Annotated in this window: 13 protein-coding genes; 12 read left to right on the top strand and 1 reads right to left on the bottom strand. The window is 44.6% G+C overall.

Going from position 1 to position 15,622, the window contains the following annotated elements; all coding sequences use genetic code 11:
- Window positions 1-208: 208 nt before the first annotated feature.
- The 12 genes from NE671_RS13985 to udk all read left to right on the top strand — a co-directional run bounded on the left by NE671_RS13985 (window position 209) and on the right by udk (window position 14,283).
- Window positions 209-1,906 carry a carbon starvation CstA family protein gene (locus NE671_RS13985; protein ID WP_022426195.1) on the top strand — a complete coding sequence of 566 codons (1,698 nt, stop codon included), beginning with the start codon at window positions 209-211 and terminating at the stop codon, window positions 1,904-1,906.
- A 50-nt stretch (window positions 1,907-1,956) separates the two neighbouring features.
- Complete coding sequence (locus tag NE671_RS13990; protein WP_022426196.1) at window positions 1,957-2,247, top strand: hypothetical protein; 291 nt, start codon at window positions 1,957-1,959, stop codon at window positions 2,245-2,247.
- Window positions 2,229-3,965 (top strand): S8 family peptidase, encoded by a 1,737-nt coding sequence (locus NE671_RS13995; protein WP_256164106.1) that lies wholly within the window; start codon window positions 2,229-2,231, stop codon window positions 3,963-3,965. The genes NE671_RS13990 and NE671_RS13995 overlap by 19 nt, the downstream gene beginning before the upstream one ends.
- Window positions 3,966-4,127: 162 nt before the next feature.
- On the top strand, window positions 4,128-5,114 hold the full coding sequence (locus NE671_RS14000) for a DUF4428 domain-containing protein (protein ID WP_173733520.1): 987 nt from the start codon (window positions 4,128-4,130) through the stop codon (window positions 5,112-5,114).
- A gap of 146 nt (window positions 5,115-5,260) precedes the next feature.
- The gene (locus NE671_RS14005; RefSeq protein WP_059086716.1) at window positions 5,261-6,928 is read left to right on the top strand and encodes a histidine kinase N-terminal 7TM domain-containing protein; all 1,668 of its coding nucleotides are present in this window, start codon (window positions 5,261-5,263) and stop codon (window positions 6,926-6,928) included.
- Window positions 6,925-8,268 carry an ATP-binding protein gene (locus NE671_RS14010; RefSeq protein WP_244095962.1) on the top strand — a complete coding sequence of 448 codons (1,344 nt, stop codon included), beginning with the start codon at window positions 6,925-6,927 and terminating at the stop codon, window positions 8,266-8,268. The genes NE671_RS14005 and NE671_RS14010 overlap by 4 nt, the downstream gene beginning before the upstream one ends.
- Window positions 8,216-8,842, top strand: coding sequence for a response regulator transcription factor (locus NE671_RS14015; RefSeq protein WP_022426201.1), 627 nt, complete (start codon window positions 8,216-8,218; stop codon window positions 8,840-8,842). Before NE671_RS14010 ends, NE671_RS14015 begins: the two co-directional genes overlap by 53 nt.
- Before the next feature lie 111 nt (window positions 8,843-8,953).
- Window positions 8,954-9,478 carry a hypothetical protein gene (locus NE671_RS14020; RefSeq protein ID WP_114001781.1) on the top strand — a complete coding sequence of 175 codons (525 nt, stop codon included), beginning with the start codon at window positions 8,954-8,956 and terminating at the stop codon, window positions 9,476-9,478.
- Window positions 9,479-9,897: 419 nt separating this feature from the next.
- Window positions 9,898-11,862 carry an electron transport complex subunit RsxC gene (gene rsxC, locus NE671_RS14025; RefSeq protein WP_173740535.1) on the top strand — a complete coding sequence of 655 codons (1,965 nt, stop codon included), beginning with the start codon at window positions 9,898-9,900 and terminating at the stop codon, window positions 11,860-11,862.
- Window position 11,863: 1 nt separating this feature from the next.
- A complete protein-coding gene (locus tag NE671_RS14030; protein ID WP_021976351.1) occupies window positions 11,864-12,484 on the top strand; it encodes a methylenetetrahydrofolate reductase C-terminal domain-containing protein in 621 nt (206 codons plus the stop codon).
- Window positions 12,485-12,608: 124 nt separating this feature from the next.
- Window positions 12,609-13,487, top strand: a complete 879-nt coding sequence (locus tag NE671_RS14035; RefSeq protein WP_015526188.1) for a methylenetetrahydrofolate reductase — start codon at window positions 12,609-12,611, stop codon at window positions 13,485-13,487.
- A gap of 175 nt (window positions 13,488-13,662) precedes the next feature.
- Complete coding sequence (gene udk / locus NE671_RS14040) at window positions 13,663-14,283, top strand: uridine kinase (RefSeq protein ID WP_021976352.1); 621 nt, start codon at window positions 13,663-13,665, stop codon at window positions 14,281-14,283.
- Between the two features lie 109 nt (window positions 14,284-14,392).
- Here the strand turns inward: udk and NE671_RS14045 are convergent, their stop codons facing one another.
- Entirely contained in the window at window positions 14,393-15,526 is a 1,134-nt protein-coding gene (locus tag NE671_RS14045; RefSeq protein ID WP_044962240.1) for an ROK family transcriptional regulator, read from the bottom strand.
- Window positions 15,527-15,622: the final 96 nt, after the last annotated feature.

Consider the following 15,622-nt stretch of genomic DNA (forward strand, 5'->3'; position numbering starts at 1 on the left):
TCCCGCTGAATAGAAATCTTTAAGTAAGCCGGGACGTAGTCTTCACGTTACAGAAGAGGCTGTTTGAAGAGACAGCATTAAGTGGTTGTATTTAGTGATAAATATGAGAATACAGAGTGGTACCACGGAACATTCCGCCTTTGTTATCCGAAAGGATAGCAGGGGCTTTTTTAATATATAAAAATACAAAGGAAAGAGAGTTGATATTATGAACGGAATAACAATGATGATCATAGCCATTGTAGTTCTCGGAGGCGCATATCTTCTGTATGGGCGTTATCTCCAGAACAAATGGGGCATTGATCCGAAAGCAAAAACTCCGGCATACGAAATGGAGGACGGAGTTGATTATGTACCGGCTGATACAAATGTAGTATTTGGACATCAGTTTGCATCCATAGCAGGTGCAGGTCCCATCAACGGACCGATCCAGGCCGCAATTTTCGGTTGGCTGCCGGTTCTGTTATGGATCCTCATTGGTGGTGTATTTTTCGGAGCTGTGCAGGATTTTGCATCCATGTATGCATCCGTAAAGAATAAAGGACGTACGATCGGATATATCATCGAAGCGTATATCGGAAAGCTTGGAAAAAAATTATTTCTTTTATTCTGCTGGCTGTTCTGTATTCTGGTCGTTGCCGCATTTGCAGATGTTGTAGCAGGAACCTTTAACGGATTTGCCGTAAATGATGCAGGAACAGTTACAAAGGTAGCGGCAAACGGAGCTGTTGCAACCACTTCCATGTTATTTATATTTGAGGCTGTTGCACTTGGATTTTTCCTTAAATATACAAAATTCAACAAATGGGTCAACACTGCAGTCGCAATTTTACTGCTGGTAGCAGCAATTGTGTTGGGACTTAATTTCCCCATGTATGTAAGTCTTGGAACCTGGCATATCATCATTTTTGTATACATCCTGATTGCCAGTGTCGCTCCTGTATGGGCACTGCTTCAGCCACGTGATTATCTGAACAGCTATCTGCTCATTTTTATGATCGTCGGTGCGGTTATCGGTGTATTTGTTGCCAATCCTTCCTGTAACCTGAAGGCATTTACAAGCTTTAACGTAGACGGACAGTATATGTTCCCGATCCTGTTTGTAACCATCGCCTGCGGTGCTGTTTCCGGCTTCCATTCACTGGTATCTTCCGGTACTGCATCCAAGCAGATCAAAAATGAGAAAAACATGCTTCCTGTTTCCTTTGGAGCAATGCTGATGGAAAGTATGCTTGCCATCATCGCACTGATCGCAGTTGCATCCTTTGCAGACGGTGAAGCAGCAGCACAGGGACTTACAACACAGCCGCAGATTTTTGCAGGTGCTATCGCAAACTTCCTTTCTGTAGTTGGCCTTCCGCATTCCCTGGTATTTACCCTGATCAACCTTGCTGTATCCGCATTTGCACTGACCTCTCTTGATTCTGTAGCCAGAGTCGGACGTCTGTCATTCCAGGAATTTTTCCTTGATTCTGATACAGATGAGGAAAACATGAGCCCGTTCCTGAAGGTAGTAACAAATAAATATTTCGCAACAGTCATTACACTGGTACTTGCCTACATGCTTACAAAGGTCGGTTATGCAGAAATCTGGCCGCTGTTCGGCTCCGCAAACCAGCTGTTATCTGTACTCGCTCTTGTAGCCTGTGCAGTATTCTTAAAGAAAACAAAACGTCAGGGCTGTATGCTCTGGATCCCGATGGTATTCATGATGGCAGTTACCTTCACAGCACTTGGCATGACCATCACAAAGCTTTCAAAGGCACTGGTAACAACAGGGCTGGATCTTGGAAACACCTTACAGCTTGTATTTGCAGTATTACTGCTGATCCTTGGTGTACTGGTAGCGATCCAGGGCGTGAAGAAACTGCTTGAGAAGACAGATGATAAAAAAGCAACAGCATAATATTATCGGATGAGATCACGGATTTCTGTTTGGCTGAAGAGGCATAAAAGGTGCTGATCGTACTGATGGATTTGTTAGTGTATTGCAGCAATTCTTTACCTTCCTCCAGCTTGCTGCGCAAAATAAATGCGCTGACAGAAAAACCAAGGGTCTTTTTAAATAATCAGGAAATGATGGCTGCGATGATGGAAGGAATGCCGCTTCGTCAGTTGTTAAGCTTCGTTCCCGGAATTAAAAGAGAAATGCTGGAACAGATGGTTGGTGCTTTAAACGAAGGCTTTGCATATAATAAAAAAAATGTATCAATGGAAATGAAAGCCTTATGCCAGATCAGAAAATAGAGAATCTTCTTAATCTTGCCATGAATGCCCTGCCGCAGGAACGGGCAAAATCGGAAAATCTGAATGTGGGATATGATCCCACCACCAGGTTGTGGGATGTGATCGTGAAATACAGTGGCCCGGAAAGCGGACTTGGTGGTGAGCGGATCCAGGTGGTCCCGCTGCTTGGTGGTTATGCAGTAGTGACACTGCCGGAAGCGGAAATTTCTGCATACTCAGTCAGAGAGCAGATCGAGTTTATAGAAAAGCCCAAGAGACTCTACTTTGAGACCTTTGAAGAGCGGGAGGCAAGCTGCATTTTACCAGTGCAGAATGGAGCCGATGGCTTAACCGGCGAAGGTATTTTGGTGGGCATTGTGGATTCCGGAGTGGACTATTTCCATCCGGATTTCAGAAACGAGGATGGCAGTACCCGGATCCTGCGACTGTGGGATCAGAGTGTAGCTGGAAATCCACCGAAAGGCTATGTATCAGGAACTGAATATACGAAGGAAGAAATTGATGAGGCGCTTGCACTCGGGGAAACCGAAGGCAGGCGCCTTGTTCCGTCTGGAGATTTCAGCGGACATGGAACAGCAGTTCTTGGAATAGCAGCAGGAAATGGGAGAGCATCGGATGGAGTGAATCGAGGCGTTGCGTATAGAAGTGATCTTCTGGTGGTAAAGATGGGAAATCCACGGGAAAATTCATTTCCGCGGACAACGGAGCTGATGGAGGGTATTGATTACCTGATACGGCAGGCAGTGAAGATGAGAAAACCGATCGTTATAAACGTCAGCTTTGGGAATAATTATGGTTCTCACAGAGGGGATTCCCTTCTGGAAAACTATATTGATACAGTTGCGGCCATGGGGCGGACTGTGATCGTTACAGGAACCGGAAATAACGGCAGCCAGCCCTGGCATGCAGGAGGAATCCTGCAGCAGGGGAAAACAGAAGAAATCCAGCTGGCAGTGGGAGCTTTTGAGCCCACATTAAATGTACAGTTATGGAAGGATTATGAAGATGAGATGGAAATTTATCTGGAAAGTCCGTCCGGAGAACGGATCGGTCCATTATATGAAAGGCTGGGGCCACAGCGGCATCTGCTGGAAAATACAGAGCTTCTGATCTATTATGGAAAACCCGGTCCCTATCAGCTGTCACAGGAAATCTACATAGATTTCATTCCTGAGGGGAATTATGTGGACAGCGGTGTCTGGAAAGTTCTTTTAAGTGGAAAACGTGTGCGCTCCGGACAGTATTTCCTCTGGCTGCCGGGTGGAAATGTACTGAATCGCGGAACTGGGTTTTATTCTCCGCGGGCTGTGGGAACTTTGACGATTCCTTCCACTGCCGGAAAAGTTATTTCTGTTGGAGCTTATGATTCCAGACAGAATGCCTACGCAGATTTTTCCGGAAGGGGAAGTCAGTTCCTGCCGATCCGGAAGCCTGACCTCGCAGCTCCCGGCGTATCCATCACCGCCCCGGTTCCCGGTGGAAGCTACGCCACTGTTACCGGAACCTCCTTTGCGGCACCCTTTGTCAGCGGAAGCGCAGCTCTGCTTATGGAGTGGGGAATCGTGAAAGGAAATGATCCGTTTCTTTACGGAGAAAAGGTAAAGGCATACCTGCGGAAAGGTGCACAGCGTGTGGGCGGGTATGAGGAATATCCGAATGTGGAGGTGGGATGGGGACGGTTGTGTCTGGCAGAGAGTATCCCATACGGTATATCCTGAACATATAGAAACGGACAGGATTTTCAGATACGAGCCTTATGATCCTGACATTGATATGAAGATGAATTCAGTTACTGTCAGAGATGCTAGTGCAAATGGCGAAGCATTCACGCATAATGTAGATAAACAAAAACACAAATATAAAAAGAAGGAGGATTGGGTATGGGATTATTTGATAAGAAGATCTGTGATATCTGCGGAGAGAAAATAGGTTTATTAGGCAACAGAAAACTGGATGACGGAAATCTGTGTAAGGATTGTGCAAAAAAATTGTCACCATGGTTTGAAGACCGGCGGCACAGTACGGTAGAGGATATAAAACGTCAACTGGAATATCGTGAAAAAAATAAAAAAGCCGTAATGGATTTTTGTATAACACGTCAGATCAATACCAGAAATTACAATGTTTTTATTGATGACAATAAGGGGAATTTTACTGTTGCACGGAAGCTGGATGTCAATGAAAATCCGGATATAGTTCCTTTATCCGCTGTTGTGCAGTGCAGAGTTGATGTAGAGCGACAGCAGAACGAGGAAACATATACAACAAAGGATGGAGAAACCGTAAGCTATCAGCCACCGGTATATAAGTATGAATTTGATTATACTATGCGTATTAAAGTAAAAACTCCATGGTTTGATGATATGGATTTTCGTTTGAATACTTTTTCCATAAGCAGCGATAACAGAGGGGAATTGATGGAAGTGGAGCAGACAGGTCATCAGATCATAGCCGCCCTGACACCAAATGCGGCTGGAATGCAGCAGTCCGGGATGAACATGAACAGCGGAATGCAGCAGTCCGGGATGTACATGAACAGCGGAATGCAGCAGCCCGGGATGAACATGAACAGCGGAATGCAGCAGTCCGGGATGTACATGAACAATGGAATGCAGCAGCCCGGAATGAACATGAACAATGGAATGCAGCAGCCCGGGATGAACATGAACAGCGGAATGCAGCAGTCCGGAATGAACATGAACAGTGGAATGCAGCAGCCTGGGATGAATATGAACAACGGAATGCAGCAATCTGGAATGCAGATGAACAACGGAATGCAGCAGCCCGGCAGTTTATGGAAATGTCAGTGCGGTGCAGAGAATACCGGAAGGTTCTGCGAATACTGTGGTCAGCCAAGACCATTTTGAGTGATGATAGACAGAGTGGACAGAATTGTTCACTCTGTTTGTGATAACAGGGGTTGAGAATGGATGATTTCTCTGAAAACTATATAATAAAATAGAGTTTTATAGTATACTTATCACAGAGGTGTATTAATGAGAGAGGAATTTTCATGACATACAATAAAAAAAGGGCACTGTCGTATGGAGGAATCCTGATAAGTGTATTTCTGGCGTATTTCTGCAGGCTGGGAAGACCGGAAAATGTTTTTATGAGAAATCTCGCAGATCAGTGTCGTAACTGTATTTATCTGGGAATGTATTGTGCCTGGGTGATTTATCTGGAAAAGCATGTAGTGCATAGAAAAACGCGCAGATGTCTGACTGCAATTGGCTGTCTGATGGTCTTCTGGTTTTTTGTACGGACAGTAAAATTTCATATTTTTCATGATCCGCTTGGAGAACATATCTGCTGGTATCTGTATTATATCCCGATGATCCTGATCCCGGTCCTTGGACTGGCAGCAGCGATGTTTCTAGGGGAAAAGGATGGAGAGAAAACAGTCAGAAAAATTATTGCCTTGCTTGCTTTTGCGGTGGTTTTGATCATCAGTGTTTTTACAAATGATCTGCATCAGCTGGTGTTTCGGTTTTCCGGGCGGCCGCCGCTTTCAGATAGAGATTACAGCTATGGCATTCTTTTTATAGTGATCCAGGGATGGATCATATTTTGCCTGATATGGATGGAAATCATGCTGATCAGAAAAAGCAGGATTCCGGGAAGAAAGCAATTTTGGCTGCCGGTTATTCCGGGAATATTGCTTCTGGGATGGAATATCGGGAATTTACTCCGTCTGCCTCTGATCAAAACAATTGCCGGAGATATGACAGCGGTATGCTGCCTTTTGATGGCGGCAATTTACCAGGGATGTATATTATGCGGCCTGATACAGACGAACAATCGATATTTTGAATTATTCCAGACCTCCGGAGGACTGGATGCAGAGATTACGGATGATTCCTTTCAGCGATATTATCATTCCGGTGATTTTCCTGAGCTGTCACCGGAACTGCGTAAAATTGTAATAAATAGATCAGCTGTACAGGAACAGGGAATCCGGATCAACCATATTCCTATAAGAGGAGGACATTTGTTCTGGTCAGAAGATATTTCGGTGCTTCTGGATCAGTATCAGGATATCCGGGAACAGCAGGAGGAGCTGACTGCCAGAAATCGTCTGCTGCAGAAAACCTATCAGAAAGAAGCTGAGCGGAGAAAAACAGAAGAACAGAACCGACTGCTGAACATGATACAGAATCAGACAGCCGGGCAGCTGGAATTGCTGTCACAGCTGATGGATGAGCTGGAAAGAACGGAGTCAAGGGAACACTATGACCGGATCCTGGGAAAAATCGTGGTTGTTGGTACATATTTAAAAAGAAGAAAAAATCTGGTATTGACACAATATGCATCAGACGGAAATCTGCTTACAATGGAGGATCTCAGACAGAGTCTTGCGGAATCCTGTGACAGCTTAAAATTATGTAAGATCCGGGCAGCTTATTATGTCGAAAATGGTGAAGTGCAGCTGAATGCAGATGATATACTAAAATGCTATGATACCTTTGAATGGCTTGTGGAACGATTGTTTGATACAATGCAGTCTGTTTTTTACCGTGTGTCGCAGATCGATGATGCTTTGCGGATCTCGGTTCATATTGTAGCAGAAGCAGATCTTCGGGGATTAATGTCAGAAAGACCGGAATTAAATGTGCAGCAGGAAGATGAAAACGAATGGTTTATCGGATGTATCGTATTCAGAAAGAGAGGCGGAAGATGACTGATTTTGCGGAATGCAGTATGGCAATGCAGGATTTTTTGATGATCCTTCTTGAAATCTGCCTGATTCTGGAATTGATCCTTCTGTTGATCAGGATAACCTGTTTTTACGGGAAAAAGAAAATTATAACAGCAGTGACTGTTTTTGCAGTTTCTTTTATGCTTATGGGGTTCCTGATGAATGATCACAGATATTGCCAGGGGGAAAGCGCATATCAGCTAATGCTCCGAATGTGTCCGGTCAGTGTTTTGATGGCAGCGATGGTGGTATTGTTGCTTTATCTTTGCTGGGCAATCTGGAGAGAGAGACGCAGATATCATCATTCTCTGTCTTACTGGTCTGTGAATGAAGCTGTTGATGATGTTCCCTGTGGGGTGTGTTTTTCGGATCCTCTTGGAAGGATCGTTTTATGCAACACTAAGATGCATGAACTGAGCAGGATAATGACAGGCTCCTATCTGCAGGATTTTGAGGCATTGCGGAAAGTAATAAATGGAGGATCCGAAGCAGAGGGACTTCGCAGATTAAACAGTGACAGTAATGTATTTTATTTTCCGGATGATTCCGTCTGGATGTTTCAGGAATATCGTCTGCAGGAGCCGGATTGTGCAGGATATCTGCAGACAGTGGCAGTTAATGTATCAGAAATTTATTACAATGGTGAAAAGATCAGAGCAAATAATGAAAAGCTGGAAATCCTGAATCATAAGCTGGAGGAAATGTATGAAAAAATCGGAGATAAAATAAGAGAGCAGGAGACACTTGCCATGAAAATGCAGGTTCATGACAATTTTGGCCGAAGCCTTCTGTCAATACGCAGGATATTGGAAAGAAAAGAAAATCAGGATAAAATGGATGAACAGCTATCTGCACTAAAGCATCTGGTCTATATTCTTACAGATTCTTCTGTTGAGAATATGGAAGAATTATGCGCGGATACGATCAGGCATGCAGAAGAGCTTGGAATTTATGTTCAGATCAGCGGGAATTTCCCTCAGCATCCCTCCTACAGGCTGCTGACAGACAGAGCGATCCGTGAATGTGTGACAAATTGTGCCAGACATGCCCATGGAAGTACAGTTCTGGTGAAGATAGAAAAAGGTGCAAATGAATACAGCATCCGGATAACGAATGATGGAGATGCACCTGAAAAAAATGCAGAAGAAGGTGGTGGTCTGTCTGCACTGAGAAAAGCTGCGGAGTCAGAGAAATGTATTATGCAGGTTTCTTTTTCGCCGGAGTTTTGTCTGGTGTTGAAAATGCCACTGACAGAAAGGATGGGAGTCTATGGTACGGATACTGATAGTAGAAGATCAGAGGATCATGCAGAAGTATTTTGAAAGTATTATTATGCGGGAACCGGAATTCCGACATGTCCAGACAGTTTCGGATGCCTGTGAAGCTGTAAAGATCTGCTCTTACTCGGCAATTGATCTTGTGCTTATGGATGTGCAGACATTTCATAATCATGATGGGCTGAGTGCCGGAAAGATCATCCGGGAAAAATATCCATATACAAAGGTATTGGTTGTTACTTCGCTGATCGATCCCAAGGTGCTGGAAAGAGCAAAGAGCGGATGTGCAGACAGTCTATGGTATAAGGATCACGGTGAAGAGGAAATACGGAGTGTGATCTACAGAACGTTAAATGGGGAGCATGTATTTCCGGATGTGGCACCGGAGGTGGAACTTAACTGGATCACAAGCGGTGATATCAGTCCCAGACAGCTGGAGATGCTGCGCCTGTATATTCACGGGATGTCATATTCCGAGATCGCAAGGAAAATGGACTGTTCTGCTTCTGGGGTGAGATGGAATTTTCAGGAAATGATCGCCAAGGCGGGATACAGCTGCAAAGAGGATCTGATAGCAGCTGCACTGGAAAGTAAACTGATCGTAACCACACTGAAATAGAAGATCCACAGAATGCAGAAACATATTCGGACAGAGGGAGTTTGGCGTGAGCTGACGGAGCATTCACAAATATAGCATAAGATTTTGAATAATAGGAAAGAGGAAACAGACATGAGCGATTTTTTGACAGAAAAAAATAAAAAAACAGGAATACTTGGGAAACTGAAATGGGTTCTTTGTGGCTTTTTTATACTTTTTTCCCTGGGAGCTATTGGCGCATCGGAGAAGTATATCGGTGAAGGGCGCTGGGGAATGGCAGCAACAGAGATCATACTTGGATTGCTGTTTCTGTATCCAACCTTCCGGGAAATTCAAAAAGCATTAAAGAAGAAAAAAGCTGGAGAAATTGCCTGCTGGTTTGAATCCTATGCCCAGAATACCGTCTCATTTGAAAAGCTTGAGCAGGAACTGGGAAAAGGTGCAGTGAAAAAGCTGGAAAAATTTATTGCGGGGGGATATATCCGGAATATCCAGATAGACAGAGAAGGAAATTATATTATGATCACTGCACCGAACAGACGCGTAAATGAGAAGATCTATATTACAGTTACCTGCCCCAGCTGCGGTGCAAAGAATCAGGTAATAAAAGGTCGTCTGAGCACCTGTGAATATTGCGGACAGCGTCTTACCCCATGACAAAAGACACCTTTCGGATCTGCCCTGTTAAAGATAAAATCCTTGTGCAATATGCTCAATGCATAAAAAGGATATTTTATAAACAAAATTATATAAGTTGCATATAACTAACGCATGCAGCATAACAGAAGTTGTACAAATATCCGTACATCCATAGACGATTGGAATGAAATCATAGAATAAATTTATAAAAATAGCTAATAAAACTGGATAATATGTTCAAATTATGGTACATTTATTGTAGCAGTCAGAGGAAATACTGCGGCCTTTTTTTGGACCGGGATTTTCGAAGGGCTGAACAAATAACAAAGAACTTATTTATTTGGTTTTATTGTTTCTTTCCTGGGAGTGCAGAGAAGGAGGGAACGGATAAGAGCAGATAATCATAAGGATATAATCTTTATAAGGAAGGTGAGCAATTGGAAAACTATACTAAGTACAAGCTGAAAAGCAGTGATGAGCTTGCATCAGTGCTGAACGGCAGGGACAATCTGTTTGTAATCGCCTGTAACAAGTGTTTCAAGGAATTTGAGACCGTTGACGAACCGGATTGCGAGGAATTCCTGAAATTTGCTGCGGAGCAGGGAAAAACCGTCACAGGCAGTGCGAAATTCGATTTTCTGTGCAACAAGATGCACACAGAAAGAAAATTACAGGATCTGCTGCCGGAAGGTACAGAGAATGTAGTTGTGATCTCCTGTGGTCTTGGTATCCAGACTGTTGCAGATCTGACCGGTAAGCCGGTGATCGCAGCAAGTAATACCCTTAACTACAGAGGCCATCACGGCATGGCACTTACCAAAAAGAGCTGTGATGCATGTGCACAGTGCTATCTGAACATTACCGGAGGCGTCTGTCCTATCGTCGACTGTTCCAAGAGTCTTGTGAATGGACAGTGCGGCGGAGCAAAGAACGGGAAATGTGAAGTGGATCCTAACAAGGACTGCGCATGGGAGAAGATCTACCAGAGACTGGCAAAACAGGGTCGTCTGGAAGAGTTCCTGAATCAGCCGGTACAGGTACGTGATTACTCCAAGGTTAACTTTAAGGTGATCAATGATTACGTGAAGTCTATCAGAGAGGATAGACTGAACGGATACTATGGTGGCGTTCATCCGTCAGAGCATAAGGAATTCAGCGAGCATATCGATCTGAAGAAATTCCCGGATCCGAAGACGGTTGTGATCTCCATGTCCCAGCATCTTGGTGCACCTGCCAACCCGATCGTGGAAGTAGGCGACACAGTAAAGGTTGGACAGAAGATCGGAGAAGCTGCCGGATTTATCAGCGCACCGGTACATTCTAGTGTAAGCGGAACCGTAGTTGCTGTTGAGCCACGTATGCATGGTACAAGAGGCAGTGAGGTGATGGCAGTTGTCATCGAATCCGACGGAAAAAATACTCTGCACGAATCCGTACAGCCACATAAAGCCCTGGACGAACTTACACCGGATGAGATCATTGAGATCGTAAAAGAAGCCGGAATCGTTGGTATGGGTGGTGCAGGTTTCCCGACCTGTGTCAAGCTGAAACCTGCAAAACCGGTTGATACCATCCTTCTCAACGGATGTGAGTGTGAGCCATATTTAACAGCAGACCATAAGGTTCTCCTTGAGTTTGCTGATGATATTATTTTCGGTCTGAAAGCGATCCTTAAGACAACAGGTGCTGAGAAGGGCATCATTGTCATCGAGGATAACAAGCAGGATGCGATCGAATTAATGCAGGAAAAAGTTGCCGATATCGGAAATATGGAAGTTTTTGTTGCAAGAACCAAATACCCGCAGGGTGCTGAGAAAACTCTCATCAAGCGTGTCATGGGCAGAAAGGTTCCAAGCGGCGGCCTTCCGGCAGATGTTGGCGTTATCGTAGATAATATCAGTACTGTAAAAGCGATCTCCGATGCGATCCAGAAGGGTATGCCGCTGATCGAGCGTGTTGCAACCGTAACAGGCGAGAAGATCAAGAATCCTGGCAACTTTATCATCAAGATCGGTACCAGCGTAAAAGAGCTGATCGATTACTGCGGTGGATTTACAGATGACGATGTTCTGGTCAAGATGGGCGGACCTATGATGGGATTCCCTCTGAACACTCTGGAGGTACCTATGATGAAGGGCTCCAACGGTATCATCGTCATTGATACAGACGAGACCAAAGAGCAGCCATGTATCAAGTGCGGACGCTGTGTGGACGTATGTCCGATGGAACTTTCTCCTCTGTATTTCGTAAAATATGCGAAAGAAGAGAACTGGCAGGGCATGAAGGATATGAATGTCATGGACTGTGTTGAGTGCAGATGCTGTCAGTATATCTGTTCTTCCAAGATTCCGATCATTAACAGTATCAAAGCCGGAAAAAATGCAGTAAGGGGGATGAAGTGATATGTTGATTACCCAGTTAAAAGCAAAAGAAACTATCGTATCACTGGCAGCCGGAAAGAAAGTTTTTATCATCAACTGCCATGGATGCAAGGAAGTTCGTTTTCCGGAAAAAGAAGCTGTTGAACTTCAGAAGGAGCTTTCCGCTGAAGGAAATGTGACAGGGATCATGACAACGGATTATATCTGTAATCCGGAAAATATGCAGTTACGTCTTCAGAAACACATGGATAAGATCAGAGAAGCGGATCTGGTCCTGGTATTCTCCTGTGGTGTTGGTGTACAGACCATCGCAGAATATCTGGAAGACAAGATGGTATGCGCAGCCTGCGATACATACCCGGTACCTGGTTTCCAGGGTGTAACACCGTTAGAATATAAATGTGACCAGTGTGGTGAGTGTTATCTGAACCTTACCGGCGGGATCTGCCCGATCACAGCATGCTCCAAGAGTCTTGTCAACGGCCAGTGCGGCGGTTCCAAGAATGGTAAATGCGAAGTGGACAGTGATATGGAGTGTGGATGGGAGCGCATCTACAGACGTCTGAAAGAGATCGGACGCCTTGACGCACTGAAATGCCCGACACAGATCCATAATTTCGCTACAGATGATGAAGTGAAATAATAAGCAAAGATTTATTAAGAAGCCAAATTAAATTATGATACGGTTCACCGGAAATATTCCGCAATGTATGCAGCAGAGCAGGTGGACCGTACCCCAAATTTTAAATGATTGGAGCAAATATAATATGAAAATGAAAGAATTATTCGACCGTGGTGAATTTGTAGTTTCTGCAGAAGTAGGACCGCCAAAAGGGATCCATGTAGATGAACTGGTAGAAGAAGCCAAAACTTATCTCAAAGGCGTTCATGCAGTCAATGTAACAGATAACCAGTCTTCGGTTATGCGTCTTGGATCCCTTGCAATGTGTAAAGTTCTCAAAGACGCCGGAATGGATCCGATCTTCCAGCTTGCATGCCGTGACAGAAACCGTATTGCACTGGAGTCTGATCTTTTAAGTGCTGCTATGCTTGGTATTGAGAACATCCTCTGTCTGACAGGTGACCATACGAAGATGGGTGATCATCCGCAGGCAAAACCGGTATTCGATCTTGATTCTGTATCTCTTCTTCATACAGTACAGCTTCTCGAGTCCGGTGTAGATCTTGGAGGAAACCAGCTGGTTGGTGAGCCACCGAAATTCTCCAAGGGTGCCGTTGTATCTCCATGCAGCGATTCCGTTGACGCTCAGCTTGCAAAGATGGAAAGAAAGGTTGCTGCAGGTGCAGACTACTTCCAGACACAGGCTGTATTTGAGCCGGAGAAATTCATCAAATTTATGGAAAAGGCAAAACAGTTCGGAAAACCTGTACAGGTTGGTATCATCATTCCGAAATCTGCTGGAATGGCTAAGTTCATGAACAACAACGTAGCCGGCATCCATGTTCCGGATGAGATGATCGAGGAGCTGAAAGCAGACAAAGAGAAAACAAAAGCTGGTATCACTGGTGTTGAGATCGCTGCACGTATCATTAAAGAGTGCAAGCCATACTGCCAGGGTGTACATATCATGGCACTTGGATGGGAGTCCAAGATCCCGGCACTTCTGGAGCAGGCTGAGATCTGATCAGAACGATTGCTTTATAAAAAATAACCAGAAAAGCTGTCCGGAACCGGATGCAGGAGATGCACACCGACCGGGCAGCTTTTGTGTAAGAAAAAGCTTCTTTATACGGAAAAACTCTTCGGGAAGCCTGCGGGATCCACAGCGGAAGAATTCTAGCTTAAGAGGTAAAGAGACGATGGAAAGTATTATTATCGGGATCGCCGGAGGGTCAGGCTCCGGCAAATCTACATTTACAAACAGACTGAAGAAGCATTTCGGAGACGATGTGGTGGTGATCTATCATGATAATTACTACCGCAGACAGGACGGAATTCCCTTTGAAGAACGTGTGAAGGTGAATTACGATCACCCGGATTCACTGGAAACCGATCTTCTGGTCGAGCATCTCAAAGAACTCAAGGAGGGCAAAACCATCCAATGTCCGGTATACGATTACAGTCAGCACAACCGATCCGACAAAGTGCTGAAGATCGAACCAAGACCGGTCATTCTGGTAGAGGGAATCCTGCTTCTTGCAGATCCCCGTATCCGAGATCTTCTGGATATCAAGGTTTATGTGGAAGCAGATGCAGATGAGAGGATCTTAAGACGTATCTCCAGAGATGTGGAGGAACGTGGACGGGATTTAAACGGAATCATCGATCAGTATCTTACCACAGTAAAACCGATGCATTATCTGTACGTGGAGCCCACACGGGCGAAAGCAGATATTGTGATCAACAGCGGTAAGAATAATGTGGCCTTTGATCTGTTTGTGTCAAAAATCGGGCAGCTGCTGAAAGAACTGAAAAAATAATAAGTAAAATAAAAAGCATGTCATACTCTAGGACAGAGCGGATCAGATTGTATCCGTCTGGCTGTGTATGACATGCTTTTTTGACCGGTTCAGGTGAATATGTCTGTATTCACACGCTCTGTGTAAATTTCTCTACATAATATAAAGCTGCACCAATGGCAGGTGTATACTGCCCGTGGGTGCCGACCAGAATCTGGCTTCTGTCCAGGGTGAATGGTGCGTCTGTGTTGATGTGTTCTAACAGATAATTAATATCTTCTTCTGTAAAATAAGGTGCCAGATATCCGCTGATGATGATCGGTGCATCGATGATCAGGTTCAGATTTTTCATGGCAAAGGCCAGATGGTTCAGATAATCTTCCCAGTGCTCAGCAAGCCGGGGGGATTTTTTTTCGCGGAGCAGAGGGAAAAATTCCTTCACAGGCATCCCGGCAGACTGTTCCAGAGCGTTGGCAGAGCAGTAGGTTTCCAGACAGCCATGGTTTCCGCAGTAACATAAAGGGCCGTCAGGATTGACGCACATATGCTCAAGGGTTCCGCTGTGCATGGAACTTCCCTGATGAATTTGATGATTGGTGATAATGGCACCGCCCAGGTTTCGGTTCAGAAGGAACACGACAGCACTGTCAAGCTCCGGGTGATTCCACAGCTCCAGAAAAGCAGCGGATTTGGAATCATGTTCCAGATGGCAGGGGTAAGGAAGATGCCGGGAAAAATCCTCCAGTTTCATTCCGGTATTGTTCATGATGTTTCCGTAGATCACAGTGGAATTATCCGGAGAAGTGATCCCCTGTGTGGCAATGGAAATACCCAGGATCTTTTCATTCGGATAGTGATTTTCTGCGATGAATTTTCGTACTTTATCGGTCAGCTGTCTGTAATATTCTTCTGTGTTGGAATAGGGAAGAGCAATGGTTTCTGTATAAAAGGCATTTCCATATAAGTCGATTGCTGTGATATGGAACATGTTTTTCAGGATCCCGATTCCAATGGAAATCCGGAAATCCGAGACGATCTGGATGGCCTGGGCCTTTCGACCACCTGTGGAATCAAAATATCCGTTTCTGTCAATAAGCCCTTCTTTTTCCAGCAGGTTCAGGTTCTGGCTTACGGTGGAAAGCCCCATCTGAAGATCCTGGACGATCTGCATTTTGGAAGTCTGGTGTGTTTTGTATATATATTGGTAAACCTTGGAGCGGTTTATTTTTTTTAAATTGATGGTGGTTAATCCTTTTTCACTCATGAGATTCTCCTGATAAAAGTAATTATAGATATGTTTAAGTCGTGACATGCTCCCACCACTTAAATCTTACGATTTTGAAGTGGGGGCTTCCTGCTC

The organism is Blautia sp. DFI.9.10, assembly GCF_024461705.1.
Lineage (GTDB): Bacteria > Bacillota > Clostridia > Lachnospirales > Lachnospiraceae > Blautia_A > Blautia_A fusiformis.

What these genes read in the sequence shown, in the direction of transcription:
- NE671_RS14020 (WP_114001781.1), top strand. Translation starts at nt 8,954, where the DNA reads ATGAGCGATTTTTTGACAGAAAAAAATAAAAAAACAGGAATACTTGGG.
- NE671_RS13985 (WP_022426195.1), top strand. Translation starts at nt 209, where the DNA reads ATGAACGGAATAACAATGATGATCATAGCCATTGTAGTTCTCGGAGGC.
- NE671_RS14005 (WP_059086716.1), top strand. Translation starts at nt 5,261, where the DNA reads ATGACATACAATAAAAAAAGGGCACTGTCGTATGGAGGAATCCTGATA.
- NE671_RS14030 (WP_021976351.1), top strand. Translation starts at nt 11,864, where the DNA reads ATGTTGATTACCCAGTTAAAAGCAAAAGAAACTATCGTATCACTGGCA.
- NE671_RS14015 (WP_022426201.1), top strand. Translation starts at nt 8,216, where the DNA reads ATGGTACGGATACTGATAGTAGAAGATCAGAGGATCATGCAGAAGTAT.
- NE671_RS14000 (WP_173733520.1), top strand. Translation starts at nt 4,128, where the DNA reads ATGGGATTATTTGATAAGAAGATCTGTGATATCTGCGGAGAGAAAATA.
- NE671_RS14035 (WP_015526188.1), top strand. Translation starts at nt 12,609, where the DNA reads ATGAAAATGAAAGAATTATTCGACCGTGGTGAATTTGTAGTTTCTGCA.
- udk (WP_021976352.1), top strand. Translation starts at nt 13,663, where the DNA reads ATGGAAAGTATTATTATCGGGATCGCCGGAGGGTCAGGCTCCGGCAAA.
- NE671_RS14045 (WP_044962240.1), bottom strand. Translation starts at nt 15,526, where the DNA reads ATGAGTGAAAAAGGATTAACCACCATCAATTTAAAAAAAATAAACCGC.
- NE671_RS14010 (WP_244095962.1), top strand. Translation starts at nt 6,925, where the DNA reads ATGACTGATTTTGCGGAATGCAGTATGGCAATGCAGGATTTTTTGATG.
- NE671_RS13995 (WP_256164106.1), top strand. Translation starts at nt 2,229, where the DNA reads ATGCCAGATCAGAAAATAGAGAATCTTCTTAATCTTGCCATGAATGCC.